The organism is Ensifer sp. Root558 (genome assembly GCF_001427045.1).
In the GTDB taxonomy this organism is placed as follows: Bacteria; Pseudomonadota; Alphaproteobacteria; order Rhizobiales; family Rhizobiaceae; genus Ensifer; species Ensifer adhaerens.
In genome coordinates this window covers 1-16,035 of record NZ_LMGC01000038.1, presented here as the reverse complement: position 1 = coordinate 16,035, position 16,035 = coordinate 1, and the positions used below count along the sequence as shown (strand labels likewise).

Sequence of the window (16,035 nt, the reverse complement as noted above, 5' to 3'; positions counted from 1 at the left end):
ATGAGTTTCAAAAAGACCGTACGCACGCTGCCGCGGGTCGGTGACGGCCCCGTGTTCCGCCGCGCCCTTATCGGTATCGTGCTGATCATCGGCGCATTCCTCATTCTCGCGCCGCTGCTGATCATCGGCGTCGAAGCCTTTGCCAAAGGCTGGCAGGTCTATCGCGACACGATCCTGCATCCCGACACGCGCCATGCGATCATGCTGACCGTGCTTGCGGCGCTGATCGCCGTACCCATCAACACCGCCTTCGGCGTGGCCGCCGCCTGGGCGATCACCAAATTCGATTTCCGCGGCAAGGGCTTCCTGCTGGTGGTGATCGAGATCCCGTTCTCGGTTTCACCGATCGTCGCGGGTGTTGCCTATCTCTTCGTCTACGGGCTGCAGGGCCTGTTTGGTCCGACACTTGATGCCTATGGCATCAAGATCCTGTTTGCCATTCCAGGCATCGTGCTCGCCTCGATGTTCGTCACCGCGCCGTTTGTCGCCCGGGAGCTCATTCCGCTGATGCAGGCCCAGGGGCGCGATCTCGAAGAGGCGGCCGTTTCCCTCGGCGCTTCCGGCTTCCGCACCTTCTTTTCGGTGACCTTGCCCAACATCAAGTGGGCGCTGCTCTACGGCGTCGTCCTTTGTAATGCGCGCGTGATGGGCGAGTTCGGCGCGGTTTCGGTCGTCTCTGGTAACATCCGTGGCCAGACCAACACCCTGCCGCTCCATATCGAGCTGCTCTATCACGACTATCAGGCGGCGGGCGCTTTTGCGTCGGCGTCCATTCTGGCGCTCATCGCCGTCTTCACCATCATCGCCAAGGTCGCTCTGGAGCGCCAAGGGGCGGGCCGCGTCCGCCCAGTTGCCAATTCCGCGGAGAATGCATCATGAAGATCCGCCTTGACCACGTCGTCAAGACTTTCCAAACCTTCCGTGCCGTCAAGGACGTCTCCCTGGAGATCGAAAGCGGCGAGCTCGTCGCGCTGCTTGGGCCCTCCGGTTCTGGCAAGACGACGATATTGCGCATGGTTGCCGGCCTCGAATTCGCCGATGGCGGTCACATCTATTTCGGCGACCAGGATGCGACCGACATCCCGGTGCGCGATCGCGGCGTCGGCTTCGTGTTCCAGCACTACGCGCTTTTCCCGCATATGACCGTGGCGCAGAACATCGCCTTCGGCATGGAGGTCTCGAAGGTCAAGCGCGACAAGGCGGCCATCCATGCGCGGGTCGCTGAACTGTTGCGCCTGGTTCGCCTCGAAGGGCTCGGCGAACGGTTTCCGGCGCAGATCTCCGGCGGTCAGCGCCAGCGCGTCGCACTTGCCCGCGCGCTTGCCGTCGATCCAAAGGTGCTGCTGCTGGACGAGCCTTTCGGCGCGCTTGATGCCAATGTCCGGCGTGAGCTGCGACGCTGGCTGCGCGAAATCCATAGTGAGCTCGGCATCACCACGCTCTTCGTCACGCACGACCAGGAAGAGGCGCTCGATCTCGCCGACCGCGTGGTGATCCTGAAGGATGGCCATATCGTTCAACAGGGCACGCCGGAGGAGGTCTGCCGCGAGCCGAAATCGGCCTTCGTCATGAAGTTCCTCGGCGATGCCAACATGCTTCCCGCCGAGGTGCGCGATGGTCGGGCCTATGCCGATGGCGCGGTCATCGATGCCGCAGGGATCGCCGACGGCAAGGCCGAGCTTTACGCCCGGCCGGTCGATCTCGACTGGGCGGCGGGAGGCCCGGGTATCGCGGCCAATATCAGCCGGGTGATGGATCGCCCTGGCGGCCGCCGGGTGGTCGCGACGACCGAGCGTGGCGTGCCGCTGGAGTTGGACCTGGAGCCGGAGCGGATCGTGAAGGCCGGCGACACCGGTTACGTGACGCTGCGCCGGGCAACGGTATTTGCGATTTAGGCTGAGCGCGCGGCCAGCCTCTTGCCGCCGTCAGGCGAAGCGGAGGGCGGACCGAGCGCGCGCCTTGGCTGCTTCTTCTTCCCGGTTGCGTGGGGGCTGTGACGTCTCGAGCGCATCGAGCAGTTCTTGCGCGCATGCCGCAATCGAATTGACCGCGTGCTCGAACGCCGCTTCGTTCCGCTTGGACGGCTTGCTCGTTCCGCTTAGCTTGCGCACGAACTGCAGCGCAGCGTCATGGATCTCGGCGTTCGTCGCCGGCGGCTCGAAATTGAACAGGGGTTTGATGTTTCGGCACATGACGGGCTCCCGGTCCTCTTCGTTCTCGCTCCTGTCGAGGGCCGGATCTTAGTGCCCGTTCCTCGTCAGCGAAAGACCTTTACCGTCCGCTGCCTGCGATCCAACCGTTGGCCGGCTCCGCTCAGGAGTTCCGGCCGTTCTGTGCCAGGCGCATGCCGGCCGCGCGTCCGCCGCTCGGCACCACGACGATCTGCTTGACCTTGCCCTGCTTGAAGGCGGTCAGGAAACGCGGATAGTCGGCGAAGGCGACGCAGCCATGGGATTCCGCGCGCTTGCCGCGCAGCAGGTAGCTATGCGTCAGGAAACCGTCGCGGCCGTGCTTGTTCCTTCCGTCGACCGGCAGCATGCGGATTGCCTCGACCCCGTGGAAACGCGTTTCGCGCATCCTGAGATTGTAGGTGTGCGGCGGGGTCGGTCCGGTCATTTTGACGTCGACGTAGCGCGGGTTGTCGGCCATCTTGCCGATACCGGAATGCGCCTCGAGCACACTGCCGTCAGGCATATAGACCTTGGCAGCGGTGATGTCGTAGACGGCGACGCCGTTGCCGGCCTTCGCTCCGCCGCCAAACATGTTACGCAACGCCTGGCCGAAACCGGTGCCGGCACTGTTCTCGGTCGGATCTTCCGGCCGTGCATAGGCAAGTTTCTGCTTCTTCGGCGCTTCGTCCGCGTCTGCCTTGGCTGTCTCTTCTTCCTTTTTCACCGCTGCGTCTTCCGCCTGCTTGGTCGCAGGCTTTTCGTCTTCGGCGGGCGGCTTTTCCGCTTGCGCGGTGCGGGGGCGGAATTGCGGCATGGGACCGACCGAGGGCGTGTCCTCATGGCTCGGCAGGGCGGCCGTGTCTTCAGCCTGGTCCTGGTCCGGTTGTTCGGCGAGATCGTCCTCGGACGGCGCCGTCAACAGAGCCGAAAAGGCGCTGCCTTCCACGTGGCTCTGTGAGGGGGTGGCGTAGGCGAGCTGGACCGGGTTCTTGGCAATGGCAACAGACGCCACCGGCGCGAAGCGTTCTGGCGCCGGGAGCTTTACCGTTGCGATCTGATGGTGAACCTGGGTAGCGGGAACGGGGTTGCTCGCGACTTTCTCGGACGAGAGAACAGCCTTTTTCACCGCGGCTGCAATCCGGGCGCTCTTGCCGATCGTTTCCGCATCTATCGGGAACAGGGCATCGTGCCCGAACCTCGCCTCGCTGGGAGCGAGGCTTGCGACCATGACGGGCTGCGCCGCGGCGGCGGCCACGAGCCGCGTCGCCTGGTTGGTTCTGGCGTGCTTGTCCCAGGCGCGCTCTTTGGTCGTCTCGGCCAAATGCAGCTGCGGCTTCGGCAGCAGGCGGCCGGAACCATGCGCGTAGGAACTGCCGATCGCGGCCATGCCGACAAGCGACCACGCAGCCGCGCCGACGAGGGCGGTGCCGCAGCAAGCGATCAGCAATGGGCGCAACAGACGGTGCAAAGACTGTGGGCGAATGATCTTACTCAACAACGCAAATCAAGCCAGAAAATCTCACAAAGGCTCTCAGCCCGGCGAGCGAACGCCGCTGCGCGATTTCTGGATTGTCCCCTTCTTGACGACTGATGGACAAAAGATGGAGAAGTATGGTTAAATTTTGCTTTCCAACCGCCGAAATAGATCCCGGATCGATTTTTTTCCGCCGAAAGGGCCCATTTCGGCCGCTTTCGGGCGGCTGGTACTCGGACTACGCTCACACTTGCCTGTTGGGGGTACTACGGATTGCAGCTCAGATGCGTCCGTTCTCAAAGGCCAGCCGGAAGCAGGCACCGCCGCTCTGTGAGGTGAGGATGCTCACGCGGCCTTTGTGTCGCTGCGCGATTTGCAGAACGAGATTGAGGCCGAGACCAGCGCCACGTTCGCGCGGCTTGAGGCGGTAAAAAGCCTCGAAGACGCGCTCGCGTTCCGCCTCCGGGATGCCCGGGCCGTCGTCGCTGACTTCGATCACGCCGTCCGGCTCGACCCGTACGACGATCACGCCCTGGTTCCCGGCATGCTCGATCGCGTTCTGGACGAGATTGGTAACCGCCCGTTCGAGCGAGACTGCGTCGCCCTGTATCAGCGACTGCTCGGTGTTTTGTTCAAACGACAGGTCGTAGCCTTCGTCGATGGCGAGCGGAGCAAGGTCGGCAGCGACGTTGCGGCAGAGCGCGACGAGGTCCACGGCGGTGAAGGGCCTGGCGTCGGCTTCCAGCCGTTGCAGATCGAGCAACTGCTCGGCAAGCGCTGAAATCCTTTCGCAGTCGGAGATCAACCGGTCGCGCTCCGGCCCTGAGGCGAGCAAGTCGAGCCGCGCCTGAAGAATGGCCACAGGCGTCCGCAGCTCATGGGCGGCGTCGAGAATGAAGCGCTGATGTTGGCCATAGGATTGATCGAGCCGGTGAAGGGCGCTGTTGATGCCGCGCACGAGCGGGCGGACCTCGCTCGGAACCGCCGTTTCGGCCAGCCGGTGGCTCCGGTGCGTAATGTTGATCTCATCCGTTTCGCGGGCGAGATCGGAGATGCCCCGGATCGCCCGGTTGACGATGCGGGGCACCGCGAAGATCGTGACGAGCGCGAGCAGCACCAGCATCGGCGCGACGAACAGGCGTGAGAACGAGAGGATGAGCGAAGGTTGGCTCAGAAGCGTTCCCTGTCCGAATACGGTGAAGCTGCCTTCCTCGTTTGTCATGCGCCGGATGACGGCGAGATAGTTCGATGGCGGGCCGTCGTCGCGGATGTCCGAATAGGTCATTCGGTCGAGGGCCACGGTCATGCCGCGGTAGATGTCCGGTACGTCGCCGGACTGAACGATCTCGCCCCGTCGCTGCGCGCGATGAACCAGAAATGCGGTTGCTCGCGACGAACGCGTGCCAGTTCCGCGGTGTCAGCGAGTTCGAGCTTGCCGCTGGCACTCCGCTTGATCGCGCGGAACGCCGTCTCGACCGGGGCGGGACTGACGAGCGCGCCGCCTTCGTCAGCGACGACGAGCAGCGTGACGAAGGATATGCCGAACGCAAGAAGCACCGCCAGCTGCAGAACCAGCAAGTGTGCAATGAGACGTTGCTTGAGAGACCGTGGCCAGAGCTTCCACACTATCCGCACCATGTTGTTGGACCGGCAACGCCGTTCGGCTGACGCTTTTATTGAGGCGGCATAGACCGGTGTCAGTAAAACCTTGCCGAGACGATTGTAAACGCGAGGTTGCACGGACATTACGCGGAAAGGGGGGGGCAGCGAGCGGGCTCGACGATCGCTTGCGCCGTTACGGCTCAAGGCGTTGACTTGTCCCAGACCCTGGCGAAATCGACGAATGCCCTGAGCGCCGCCGGCATCTGGCGTCGGCTCGGATAATAGAGATAGAAGCCACCATAATAGGGGCACCAGTCTTCAAGGACGCGGACCAGCTTGCCCTCGTCGATGAGCGCGCGCACCTGGTCCTCGAAGGCAAAGGCGATCCCCGCGCCGAGAAGGGCCGCATCGACCATCGTGTCCTGGTCATCGACGATCAGGGCACCGGTCACCTCGACCTGAACTTCGACACCGCCGCGCTCGAACTCCCAGGCATAGAGCCTTCCGCTGCCGAAGCGCAGTCCGATGCAGGACAGCGCCTTCAGATGCTCGGGAGCGGTCGGCCTTGCGTGGCGCTCGAAGAAGGAAGGTGTTGCCACGATCGCGGTACGCTGGCGCGGACCGATCGGGACGGCGATCATGTCCTGCGCGACGATCTCGCCAAAGCGAACACCCGCATCGAAACCCTCCGACACCATGTCGACAAGGTCGTTATCGACGACGATCTCGATGTTGACCTTCGGATGACTTTCGAGAAACCGCGCAACGATTGGCAGGAGAACCATTTTTGCCGAAGCGCGCGCCGTGTTGAGCCTCAACCGTCCGATCGGCGCTCCCCGGAAATTGTTGAGATCGTCAAGGGCGTCCTCGATGTCGCGGAAGGCGGGCGCCACGCGGGCGAGCAGAAGTTCTCCCGCCTCGGTCAGCGCAACGCTGCGGGTGGTCCGGTTGAAGAGCCTAAGGTCCAGGCGCTCCTCAAGCGCCTTCAAGGCGTGGCTGAGTGCGGACGGCGTGCAGCCGATCTCGTCGGCGGCACGGCGGAAGCTCTGGTGGCGGGCGAGCGCAAGGAAAGGCGACAGGTCGGACGGCGATATGGTTCGCATTGATGAATGCTATTCAACAAATCAACAAGAATCCAGTCGATTATCTCAGCAGACGTCTCGCAGTACAACCTTCCCAGCCGCCGACGATCGAGCGGCGAAACAAACCGGAGGTTCACATGCATACGTGGTTCATCACTGGCGCATCCCGTGGATTTGGTGCTCTTATCGTTGAAAAGGCCCTGGCGAAGGGTGATCAGGTGGTCGCGACGGCGCGCAATCCCAGGGCGATCGCGGACCGCTTCGGGGATCATCCCAATCTCCTGGCGGTCGCGCTCGACGTCACTGACGAGGCCCAGGCGCATCAGGCTGTGGGCCAGGCGATCGCGCGCTTCGGGCGCATCGACATCCTGGTCAACAACGCCGGCTACGGTCTCCTGGGCGCGGTCGAGGAAGCGACAGGTCCCGAGATTGAAGCGCTCTATCGGACCAACGTCTTCGGACTTCTGGCCGTGACCCGCGCGGTGCTGCCGCACATGCGCCGCCAACGCCATGGGCGGATCCTCAACTTCTCATCCGTCGGCGGCTACCGCAGCGGACCTGGTTTCGGCGTTTACTGCTCGACGAAGTTTGCCGTCGAGGGACTGACCGAGGCTTTGGCGGCGGAACTCGCGCCCCTCGGAATCTACGCGACGGCGATCGAGCCCGGTTATTTCCGCACGGATTTTCTCGACTCGACATCACTGAGCGTCAGCCCGATCGAGATCAGCGACTATGCGGAGACCGCAGGTGCCGTTCGCAGCAAGGCGAAGGAGATCAGCCACAACCAGCCGGGCAACCCCGACAGGCTTGCGGACGTACTGATCGCGTTCGTCGATGCGGAGCAGCCGCCGGTCCGGCTTCCGCTTGGCAGCGACACGGTGGCTGCGATCGAGGCCAAACACGCTTCGGATCGCGATCTTCTTGCCCAGTGGCACACGGTTTCCGTTTCGACAGACTTCGAACAGGCCGTTTGAAACAGAGCCTGGATCGATTTTCTTCTGATCAGCAATAAATGCCGCCGGTACCGACTGCCCGGAGCCATCCGGGGTTCGGTGCCGGCGATCCAATCCCCGCGTTTTCGCGCAAAGGCGCTTGTCGGGCTCTAAAACATGAGTATAAGAGACAAGTATTAGCGTGCCGCATCGGACGAGCCGCAGGTTTTCCCGCGAAGTTTGCATCATGCCTGAAGAAATCCACCCCCAAGACCGCCGTGGCGCGCTTCGCTAGGAAGGGTGGCTGATGGCAAGCTCTCTCAATCACTGGCTCGGTCTGCTCTTCAGACGTCACCACAAGGAGGTGGTGCGCTATGCATCGCGCCTGATCGGCAATCGGGATGACGGTGAGGAAGTTGTGCAGAACGCCTATCTGCGCATGGTGAGGGTAGACCGCCGCAGCGTCGAGCACCCGCGTTCCTACCTGTTCAGGGCAGCGCGAAATGCGGCGATCGACTTTCGCATCAAGCTCGAGCGGGAGTGGTCGCGCCGGGTCGAATTGGACCAGGCAGACCGTCTGTCATCGTCGGACGATTTTGCGTTGCGGCTGGAATTTCGCGACAAGGTCGCAGCCCTTTCCGTTCTCTTGAACGAGTTGCCCGTGGCCTGCCGAACGGCCTTCATCATGAACAAGGTCGAGGGCCTTTCGCACCGCGAAATAGCCGAAACGCTGGGTATCTCGGTCAGCATGGTCGAAAAGCACATGCTGCGTGCCCTGAGCCATTGCCGCGACGTGCGGCGCGAGCTGGACCATGTCTGACAAGGGGCGGCGATGAAACCGGCATCAGCGACAACGCAATGTCCCGCAAGGGACATCTCCGACGCGGCGCTCGCCTGGGTCGTCCGGCTGCATTCCGGCGAGGCGACCAGCGAGGACCAACGCGCCTATCATGCGTGGCGCGGACAAAGTGCCGAGCACGAGGCGGCGGCGGTCGAAGCGGAAGCCTTGTGGGACGATGCGGCACATCTGCGGCGCGATCGCCAAACCGGTCTCGTCTATCCCGGCCGCGACACCGCACTCCTTTCGCGCCGCCGTCTTCTGACCGGCGCGTTCGGCATCGCTGTTCTGGGAGGCGGGCTTGCCGCTTCGCGCCCCTGGCTGCGCATCCTCGGCTCCGACTATGCGACCACCACGGCAGAGACGCGTTCGATCGACCTGCCCGACGGGTCACGGGTGGTCCTCAACGCGCGCACTGCGATGGACGTGGATTTCGACGAACGGGCGCGCCGGGTGGTTCTGAAGGAAGGCCAGGCATTCTTCGACGTGGCGGCGGACGCACGACCCTTTCAGGTTGCCTCAGGTGAAACCATCGTCAAGGCCCTTGGAACCGCCTTCGACGTGGACGCCAATGCCGCCGATGGTTCGCTCGGCATTGCTGTCACCCGCCATTCCGTTCGCGTATCGCCAATGGCAGGCGGGGACCTCATGGGCGTTACGATCGCCGAGGGAGAGCGCGTGTCGGTCGGGGGTGACGGCGCCATCGGTAACCCTGTCGTGCAGGATCCGGCAATCGCACTCGCATGGCAGTCCGGCATGTATGTCGCCGAAAACCGCAGGCTCGGCGACGTCGTCGCTGCCCTTAGCCGCTATCACGGCGGCTGGATCGTCTTCAGCCACGACCGCTCGAAGTCGACATTGGTCAGCGCGGTGCTGGATCTCAGAACCCCTGACGCCTCGCTTTCAGCACTTGCGTCCGGCCTGCCGATCCGGGTCACGCGCATGACGCGCTTCGTGACATTGATCTCGGCGGTCTAGCCGGTTTCATTTTTTTTCGAACATCGTTGCGGGTTTTTGGGTGACGCCTCGTCTCGGCTTTTGAGGGGTGTGTCCTGCCAGCAGGAAGAACGATCCCTCGCTCAAAGCATGGGAATAGGGATCAGATGTCCAGACAAACGGGGCGAAACAAACTTCTTGGCGCGGTCGTGGTCGCAACCACGGCGGTCGGTTCACTTCAAACGGCAATGCCGGCTCTGGCACAACAGGAACGGTCTGCCCGTTCCGGCGCCACCACCTTCGACATACCGGCGCAGTCCCTGACCGCGGCGCTTACGGCATTTGCGCGGCAGTCGGGGCTGAGACTTGCCTATTCGGCATCGCTGACCCAGGGGAAATCCGCGCCTGCCGTCAGCGGACCGATCCCCCCGGCAGAGGCGCTCTCCCAGCTTTTGTCCGGCAGCGGCCTCTCCTATAGCCTGAACGGCGGGACCGTCACGATCACCGAGCGCGTTTCCGGTGCGCACGCGGTCGGTGCGGCCAACGGCGAGACGATGCTTGCGCCGATCGTCGCCGGCGGCGGCATCATCAATCCGGTGGATGCGCCCTATGAAACGGCTGCGCCGACCGCCTACATCTCGCAAGAAAATATCGACCGCTTCCGCGGCTCGAGCCCGGCCGACATTTTCCGCGGCACGCCGGGCGTGCTTTCCGGCGAAGCGCGCAACGGCGCCGGCGCCGTCGACGTCAACATCCGCGGCATGCAGGGTATGGGCCGCGTTGCCGTCACCGTCGACGGAGCCAGCAATTCGGCCACGGTCTATCAGGGCTATCAGGGCATCTCCAACCGGACCTTCGTCGATCCGGATTTCCTGGGGGGCGTCGATATCACCAAGGGATCGGACGTCGCATCGAGCGGTATCTCCGGCACGGTGGCGATGCGCACGCTCGACGCCGGCGACATCGTGAAGGAGGGGCACACATTCGGCCTTCGGGTCAAAGGCGGCTTTGGCACCAACACATCCAAGCCGCCGCCGGCCGGCACCACGGCGGGCTATGCCTGGCCGGGGGGCACCTGGGCGCCTCCGGTCGCAACGGCAAAAAGCGACGGAATGGACCGCCCCTCGTTCTTCGATCCGACCAGCGGCTCGGGCAGCATCGTCGGTGCGATGCAGGAAGAAAACGTCGACCTCCTTGCCGGTTACGCCTATCGCCGGCAGGGCAACTATCACGCGGGCACCAACGGACCCTCGGCAGTACCGGTGAGTATGGGGCCGCGACCCTTCTGCTATGAGAGCGGCGTATGCCTGCCGCCCGCCCGGGGCTGGAAAGACTATATCGACAATATTGGCATCGCCAACTACCGCGCCGGCGAGGAGGTGCTGAACACCCAGCTCCAGACAAAGTCCTATCTCGCCAAGGGCACAGTTCGCTTCGAGAACGGTCACAGCCTGCAGTTCGGCTACAATGGTTTTCGCAGCGAGGCCGGCGACCTCCTGGCGTCGCGCCTGACCTCGGATCGGGGTCAGGCGATGCAGCAGGGCCAGACGGCGGGAACGAAGGTCGATGCCGGCACGCTTCGATACGGCTGGAAGCCTGACGACAACGACCTCATCGATCTCAAGGCCAATCTCTGGGCCACGCGGCTGGAGCTGCGCAATCCCCGGCGGAGCGGCGTGCTCTATCCGCAGCCCGGAGATTTCGGCCTGCCGGCCGATTTCCGCACCGGCTCCGACACCTTCATGTGGGGCGCCGATGTCGCAAACACGTCGGTCTTGTCGACCGACTACGGCGCGCTCGACCTGACCTACGGCCTGTCGTTCCTGAGCGAGGATACGCGACCGAGCAAGTTCACACCGGAACTGGAGACCTGGCTCGACCTTCGCGATGGCACGCGGCAGGAGGCGGCGGCCTTCACCAAGGCTGCCTGGAAAGCCACCGATTGGCTGACGATCAATGGTGGCCTGCGCTACCAGCACTACTGGACCGAGGATCGAAATGCCCCCGAACAGGCCCGACCGGGCTACACCTACGACACAGCCCTCAGCGACGGCGGCTTCAGCCCCTCGGTGGGCGTGACGTTGGAGCCTTTCGACGGCACTCAATTTTATGTGAACTACTCGAACGCACTGCGCTCGCCGAGCATCTTCGAGGGCGTTTCGGCCTTCACCATGAACGTCAATTCCAACCTGCGGCCGGAACGGTCGAGCAATTGGGAGGTGGGCACCAACCTGAGGCGCGAAGGCGTATTTTCGGCCGACGACCAGGCGATGATGAAGCTCGGCTTCTTCGACTGGAATGTCGACAACTACATCTCGCGCGAATGGTATACTGATCCGCGCGGGATCTCCGGCATGCGCATTCACAACATTGCCGGCGCGCACTTCCAGGGCATAGAACTGTCCGGTCGTTATGAACGCGGCGGCTTTACCGCCGAGCTCGCCGCCAACTACTACACCGACGTCGAGTTTTGCCGAACAGCGACCACTTGCGGACACAAGTCGCTCTATGCCGACTACGCCACCAACCAGGTGCCGCCGGAATACACGGTCGCGCTGACGCTGTCGCAGACATTCCTCGACGACGCCTTGACGGTTGGCGGGCGGATTTCTCGTACAGGATCGCGCGCGATCGGTCATGGCGACGTGACCGCGCAGGGCGCTTCCCAGTTCATCTCGCTGATCGACTGGAAGCCCTATACGCTGGTGGACGCGTTCGCCGAGTACCGGATCAACGAGACCCTGACGGCGAGCTTCCGCATCGAGAACCTGACCGACGCCTATTATGTCGATCCCTTGAGCCTGGTGCAGCAGCCCGGCCCGGGACGTACCTTCTACGCGTCGCTGAAGGCGGAGTTCTGAGCCCGCGAACCGCATGCCGTTCATGACCGCGCCGGCGCCGGCGCGGCCAGCTATTCGACGACTGCGGCGACGGGATTTTCGTCGCGGCCTCGCAGTGGTTTTTCCGGCATGAGATGAAAGAAGATGAGCGCCGCCGCCATCGCTGCGGCGCTCGCGATGAAGATATAGGTGAAGGGCACGGCCGAGGTAACCGTCGTGCCGAGCGGTTCCACCCCTTCGCCAGCAAGCGGCAGTCCGTTGCCAAGAGCGATCGCGCCGAATGCCGCGACGCCGAGGGCGCCACCGAGCGATCGCAGGAACGTCAGAACACCGGTTGCGACGCCAAGATGCGCCTGGTCGACGGCGTTCTGGACCGAAATCGTCGCCACCGGAAAGGTCATGCCCGAGCCGAAACCGGCGGCGAATGTCAGCATTTCGAGGACGACGAGCGAGGTCCGACCGGCGAGAGCAGCAAGGGCCGCCAGGCAAAGCAAGGCCAGCGCGCCGCCGACCAGCGCCATCCTCTTATAGTGAACGATGCGCGGTATCGTCCGCCCGCTGGTCGTCGCTCCACAGACGGTCCCAAGCAGCAGGCCGAGCATCACCACGCCCGAACTGCTGGCCGACAGGCCATGGAACGTTTGCGCATAGACGGGGATATAGACCGAGAGCCCGACATTGGCGCCCTGCGCCAGAAACATCGCGAGCGTTCCGTAGCGGACGATGGGATTGGCAAGCACTTCCAGCGAGATCAGCGGTTCGCTCGCCCTGCGCAGCCGCAAGGCAAAGGCGAACCAGAGCACGACGGAAGCGCCAAGCAAGCCGAGTATGACGGCGGAAAGCCATGGATAGCGGCTGCCGCCCCAGTTGAGCGCAAGCAGCAATAGCGAAGTCGCAGCGACGAGCAATAGAGCTCCGGCCCCGTCGATACGATGCGCGCGGGCGACGGTCGGCAGCTTCCTCAGCGGCTTGTTGATGATCGCCATCGCCACCAGCCCCAGCGGGATATTGATCCAGAAGATCAGCGACCAGTGCAGATGCTCGGCGAAGGTGCCGCCGAGCAGCGGCCCGGCGATGCTCGCGACCGCCCAGGTTCCCGATATCCAGGCGGCGTAACGCGCCCGTTCCTTGGGCGGTACGAGATCGCCGATGACGGTCTGCGCCAGCGCAAACAGGCCGCCGCCACCAAGACCCTGCACCGCACGGCCTACGATCAGTGTCAGCATGTTGGGCGCCAGCGCGCTTATCAGCGATCCCGCAAGGAAAATGATGATGGCCGCAAAGATCGTCGGCCGCCGTCCGTAGATATCCGAGATCTTGCCGTAAAGCGGCGCCATGGCCGTCGCGGTCAGGAGGTAGCCGGTCACGACCCAGGGCAGGTAGTCGCTATGTCCCAGCGCCTTGCCGATGGTCGGCATCGCCGGCGCCACGATCGTCTGGTCGAGCGCGGCCAGAAGCATGGAGAGAAGAACGCCGCCGATGATGACGTTCTTTTCCGGCTCGGAAAGGGCGGACCCCGTTGCTGCCATTGCATTTCGATGAAGCGTCTCAGTCATTCTTGCGGCCTGATTGCAATCCGACGTTTAGTAGTGCCGACGGCATTCAGAAAGGCTGGCATGCCGATAGTCAACCGCCTTGGCGATCAGACCGGACCGGCGCCTCCGATGCACCGCACGATGGTCTGCACGAGCGTAGCAGGATGCGGGGCTGTGCGGGGCGAAAACCGGCAGCCTGGGCTTGCTGATTTGACAAACTTTGCCAAAGTATGCCATGCTTGCCCGCAGGAAATGGAGACCGACATGGCGACGATGAACGTATCCTTGCCCGACCCGATGAAGGATTGGGTGGAAGCGCAAACGCGCACGGGCCGTTATGCCAACGCCAGCGATTATGTGCGCGACCTCATCCGCAGGGATCAGGAGCGAAATGACAAGGTTGCGGTGATGCAACGCTTTGTCGACGACGGTCTGAAGAGCGGCGTCGGGTCCCGCTCCAAGGACGAGCTCTTTTCCGCGGCGCTTACGCGCGCTGAAGTGCCGCGCGGATAATGGCGTTTCGGCTTTCCGTCGCGGCAGAAGAAGACATCATCGCGATCGCCGCAGATGGGGTGCGCCTTTTCGGCTCCGCCCAGGCGCGGCGATATCACGATGAACTCTTCGCCGTATTCGCCTTGATTGCCGCCAACCCGCGCATGGCGCGCGAACGCACGGAGCTGTCGCCGCCGATGCGCATCCATCCGTTCAAGGCGCATCTGGTCGTCTACCGGGTCGAGGCGGACGGCGACATCCTCGTCGTTCGCGTCCGTCATGGGCATGAGGACTGGATCAGCAACGCATTTTAAGCAGGGGACGGCGCCATCGGGCGCCGTCCCTTGTTGCTTCTCGGTCGCGAGGCAGTTGCCTGCGGCCGGTGTCAGACGCTCTTTCGCGTGACGAAGCGTGTTTCCAGATAGGCCTCGATCGCTTCGGAWCCGCCCTCGGTGCCGTAGCCGGAATCCTTGATGCCGCCGAAGGGGACTTCGGGGAGCGCCAGGCCCAGATGGTTGATCGAAATCATTCCGCTTTCGACCTCGCTTGACTCGATATCGCTCTGGAGCAGACCGTCGAAATTCCGCGCNCCGCCCTCGGTGCCGTAGCCGGAATCCTTGATGCCGCCGAAGGGGACTTCGGGGAGCGCCAGGCCCAGATGGTTGATCGAAATCATTCCGCTTTCGACCTCGCTTGCCAGGCGGTGGGCGCTGCGCTCCGATCCGGTAAAGGCATAGGCCGCAAGACCGAAGGGCAGGCGATTGGCCTCGTTGATCGCCTCGTCGAGATCATGGAAGCGATTGATGATCGAGACCGGGCCGAACGGCTCGTCGTTCATGATCCGGGCGGAAAGCGGCACGTCCGCCAGAACCGTCGGCTCGAAGAAGTAGCCGCGGTTGCCGATGCGATGGCCGCCGGTCGCCAATCGGGCGCCATGCTCGAGCGCGTCGGCAACCAGGCTTTCGATCGCCGGGATGCGCCGCTCGTTGGCAAGCGGCCCCATGTCGACGCCGGCTTCGAGACCGTTGCCGACCTTGATCGTCTTCGAGGCGGCGACGAAGCCGTCGAGGAACTGATCGGCGACGCGCTCCTGCACGAGGAAGCGGGTCGGCGACACGCAGACCTGGCCGGCATTGCGGTACTTGCTGGCGGACATGATGGCGACGGCGCGTTCGACATCGGCATCATCGGTGACGATGACAGGCGCATGCCCGCCCAGTTCCATCGTCGCGCGCTTCATGTGCTGGCCGGCAAGGGCCGCCAGCATCTTGCCGACCGGGGTCGAGCCGGTAAACGACATCTTGCGGATCACCGGATGGGCGATCAGGTATTCCGAGATGACCGAGGGCACGCCGTAGACRAGGTTGACGACGCCGGCCGGAAGCCCGGCATCGACGAAGCAGCGGATGAGYTCGGCCGGCGACGCCGGTGTTTCCTCGGGCGCCTTGACGATGATCGAGCATCCGGTGGTCAGCGCCGCCGACAGCTTGCGCACCACCTGGTTGATCGGGAAGTTCCAGGGCGTGAAGGCGGCAACCGGACCGACCGGCAGCTTGACGGTCATCTGGGTGACATCGGGTGCGCGCGGCGGAATGATCTGGCCGTAGGCCCGCTTTCCCTCCTCGGCGAACCACTCGATGATGTCGGCGGCGCCAAGGATCTCGCCCTTCGACTGGGCAAGCGGYTTGCCTTGCTCGCGCGTCATCAGAAAGGCGATGTCGCCGGCCCGTTCGCGCAGCAGGGCGGCTGCCSACCGCATCACCTGGGCGCGGTCGAAGGCGGAGGTTGCCCGCCACGTCTTGAAGCCCTTCTCGGCGGCCGCAAGCGCCTCATTGAGGTCTTCCACTTCGGCCCAGGCCACCTGGCCGATCGTTTCCTCGTTGGCCGGGTCGATGACGGGAATGGTCTTGCCGGAACGCGCCGGCCGCCAGGCGCCGTCGATATGAAGCAGGATGTCTGGRTAGTGAGCCATGGGAAACCCTTTACTGAATGAAGTTCGCCGCTTTGAGCGCGATGCCGTAGGATCAGGTCAATGGGGAACAGGTCGCCTGGCCAGGCGACCTTGAGATCTGGAGATGGGGACGTGGCCGCCCCGTTGCAAGGCGGCAACCCTATTGTCGGTTTGTTTCAAGG

At 63.7% G+C, this 16,035-nt stretch carries 16 protein-coding genes; 8 read left to right on the top strand and 8 right to left on the bottom strand.

The window, feature by feature from the left end; translation table 11 throughout:
• Window positions 1–879 (top strand): sulfate ABC transporter permease subunit CysW, encoded by an 879-nt coding sequence (gene cysW, locus ASD63_RS32080; RefSeq protein ID WP_034798161.1) that lies wholly within the window; start codon window positions 1–3, stop codon window positions 877–879.
• Window positions 876–1,895 carry a sulfate/molybdate ABC transporter ATP-binding protein gene (locus ASD63_RS32075; protein ID WP_034798163.1) on the top strand — a complete coding sequence of 340 codons (1,020 nt, stop codon included), beginning with the start codon at window positions 876–878 and terminating at the stop codon, window positions 1,893–1,895. Before cysW ends, ASD63_RS32075 begins: the two co-directional genes overlap by 4 nt.
• 30 nt (window positions 1,896–1,925) lie before the next feature.
• Here the strand turns inward: ASD63_RS32075 and ASD63_RS32070 are convergent, their stop codons facing one another.
• The 5 genes from ASD63_RS32070 to ASD63_RS32055 all read right to left on the bottom strand — a co-directional run bounded on the left by ASD63_RS32070 (window position 1,926) and on the right by ASD63_RS32055 (window position 6,350).
• Entirely contained in the window at window positions 1,926–2,192 is a 267-nt protein-coding gene (locus tag ASD63_RS32070; RefSeq protein ID WP_034798165.1) for a DUF2277 domain-containing protein, read from the bottom strand.
• A gap of 121 nt (window positions 2,193–2,313) precedes the next feature.
• Window positions 2,314–3,666: a DUF2778 domain-containing protein gene (locus ASD63_RS32065; protein WP_244497302.1), complete on the bottom strand. Its 1,353-nt coding sequence runs from the start codon at window positions 3,664–3,666 to the stop codon at window positions 2,314–2,316.
• 259 nt (window positions 3,667–3,925) lie between these two features.
• On the bottom strand, window positions 3,926–4,951 hold the full coding sequence (locus ASD63_RS32060) for a HAMP domain-containing sensor histidine kinase (RefSeq protein WP_244497301.1): 1,026 nt from the start codon (window positions 4,949–4,951) through the stop codon (window positions 3,926–3,928).
• On the bottom strand, window positions 4,948–5,202 hold the full coding sequence (locus ASD63_RS36440) for a hypothetical protein (protein ID WP_244497300.1): 255 nt from the start codon (window positions 5,200–5,202) through the stop codon (window positions 4,948–4,950). Before ASD63_RS36440 ends, ASD63_RS32060 begins: the two co-directional genes overlap by 4 nt.
• Before the next feature lie 245 nt (window positions 5,203–5,447).
• A complete protein-coding gene (locus ASD63_RS32055) occupies window positions 5,448–6,350 on the bottom strand; it encodes a LysR family transcriptional regulator (RefSeq protein WP_060530494.1) in 903 nt (300 codons plus the stop codon).
• 116 nt (window positions 6,351–6,466) lie between these two features.
• On the opposite strand from ASD63_RS32055, the gene ASD63_RS32050 reads away from it, so the two are divergent.
• The 4 genes from ASD63_RS32050 (at window position 6,467) to ASD63_RS32035 (ending at window position 11,896) form a co-directional block, all read left to right on the top strand.
• A complete protein-coding gene (locus ASD63_RS32050) occupies window positions 6,467–7,303 on the top strand; it encodes an oxidoreductase (RefSeq protein ID WP_060530560.1) in 837 nt (278 codons plus the stop codon).
• 265 nt (window positions 7,304–7,568) lie between these two features.
• A complete protein-coding gene (locus ASD63_RS32045; protein WP_060530493.1) occupies window positions 7,569–8,081 on the top strand; it encodes a sigma-70 family RNA polymerase sigma factor in 513 nt (170 codons plus the stop codon).
• A 12-nt stretch (window positions 8,082–8,093) separates the two neighbouring features.
• Window positions 8,094–9,077 carry a FecR domain-containing protein gene (locus ASD63_RS32040; protein ID WP_060530492.1) on the top strand — a complete coding sequence of 328 codons (984 nt, stop codon included), beginning with the start codon at window positions 8,094–8,096 and terminating at the stop codon, window positions 9,075–9,077.
• Window positions 9,078–9,202: 125 nt separating this feature from the next.
• Window positions 9,203–11,896, top strand: coding sequence for a TonB-dependent receptor (locus ASD63_RS32035; protein ID WP_060530491.1), 2,694 nt, complete (start codon window positions 9,203–9,205; stop codon window positions 11,894–11,896).
• A gap of 50 nt (window positions 11,897–11,946) precedes the next feature.
• Here the strand turns inward: ASD63_RS32035 and ASD63_RS32030 are convergent, their stop codons facing one another.
• Window positions 11,947–13,404 carry an MDR family MFS transporter gene (locus ASD63_RS32030; protein WP_244496897.1) on the bottom strand — a complete coding sequence of 486 codons (1,458 nt, stop codon included), beginning with the start codon at window positions 13,402–13,404 and terminating at the stop codon, window positions 11,947–11,949.
• 270 nt (window positions 13,405–13,674) lie between these two features.
• On the opposite strand from ASD63_RS32030, the gene ASD63_RS32025 reads away from it, so the two are divergent.
• Complete coding sequence (locus ASD63_RS32025) at window positions 13,675–13,923, top strand: type II toxin-antitoxin system ParD family antitoxin (protein ID WP_034798187.1); 249 nt, start codon at window positions 13,675–13,677, stop codon at window positions 13,921–13,923.
• Window positions 13,923–14,216, top strand: a complete 294-nt coding sequence (locus ASD63_RS32020; RefSeq protein ID WP_034798189.1) for a type II toxin-antitoxin system RelE/ParE family toxin — start codon at window positions 13,923–13,925, stop codon at window positions 14,214–14,216. Before ASD63_RS32025 ends, ASD63_RS32020 begins: the two co-directional genes overlap by 1 nt.
• Before the next feature lie 71 nt (window positions 14,217–14,287).
• On the opposite strand, the gene ASD63_RS35825 is transcribed toward ASD63_RS32020, so the two are convergent.
• Together ASD63_RS35825 and ASD63_RS32015 are read right to left on the bottom strand one after the other, a co-directional pair.
• Window positions 14,288–14,458 (bottom strand): aldehyde dehydrogenase family protein, encoded by a 171-nt coding sequence (locus ASD63_RS35825; protein WP_280138324.1) that lies wholly within the window; start codon window positions 14,456–14,458, stop codon window positions 14,288–14,290.
• A 34-nt stretch (window positions 14,459–14,492) separates the two neighbouring features.
• Window positions 14,493–15,874 (bottom strand): NAD-dependent succinate-semialdehyde dehydrogenase (locus ASD63_RS32015; RefSeq protein ID WP_244497299.1); only part of this gene is annotated, 1,382 nt, incomplete at its 3' end.
• Between the last annotated feature and the right edge of the window lie 161 nt (window positions 15,875–16,035).

Excerpts from the sequence above, each read along its gene's own strand:
- cysW (WP_034798161.1), top strand. The coding sequence starts at position 1 with ATGAGTTTCAAAAAGACCGTACGCACGCTGCCGCGGGTCGGTGACGGC.
- ASD63_RS32075 (WP_034798163.1), top strand. The coding sequence starts at position 876 with ATGAAGATCCGCCTTGACCACGTCGTCAAGACTTTCCAAACCTTCCGT.
- ASD63_RS32070 (WP_034798165.1), bottom strand. The coding sequence starts at position 2,192 with ATGTGCCGAAACATCAAACCCCTGTTCAATTTCGAGCCGCCGGCGACG.
- ASD63_RS32060 (WP_244497301.1), bottom strand. The coding sequence starts at position 4,951 with ATGACCGTGGCCCTCGACCGAATGACCTATTCGGACATCCGCGACGAC.
- ASD63_RS32055 (WP_060530494.1), bottom strand. The coding sequence starts at position 6,350 with ATGCGAACCATATCGCCGTCCGACCTGTCGCCTTTCCTTGCGCTCGCC.
- ASD63_RS32050 (WP_060530560.1), top strand. The coding sequence starts at position 6,467 with ATGCATACGTGGTTCATCACTGGCGCATCCCGTGGATTTGGTGCTCTT.
- ASD63_RS32045 (WP_060530493.1), top strand. The coding sequence starts at position 7,569 with ATGGCAAGCTCTCTCAATCACTGGCTCGGTCTGCTCTTCAGACGTCAC.
- ASD63_RS32040 (WP_060530492.1), top strand. The coding sequence starts at position 8,094 with ATGAAACCGGCATCAGCGACAACGCAATGTCCCGCAAGGGACATCTCC.
- ASD63_RS32035 (WP_060530491.1), top strand. The coding sequence starts at position 9,203 with ATGTCCAGACAAACGGGGCGAAACAAACTTCTTGGCGCGGTCGTGGTC.
- ASD63_RS32030 (WP_244496897.1), bottom strand. The coding sequence starts at position 13,404 with ATGGCAGCAACGGGGTCCGCCCTTTCCGAGCCGGAAAAGAACGTCATC.
- ASD63_RS32025 (WP_034798187.1), top strand. The coding sequence starts at position 13,675 with ATGGCGACGATGAACGTATCCTTGCCCGACCCGATGAAGGATTGGGTG.
- ASD63_RS32020 (WP_034798189.1), top strand. The coding sequence starts at position 13,923 with ATGGCGTTTCGGCTTTCCGTCGCGGCAGAAGAAGACATCATCGCGATC.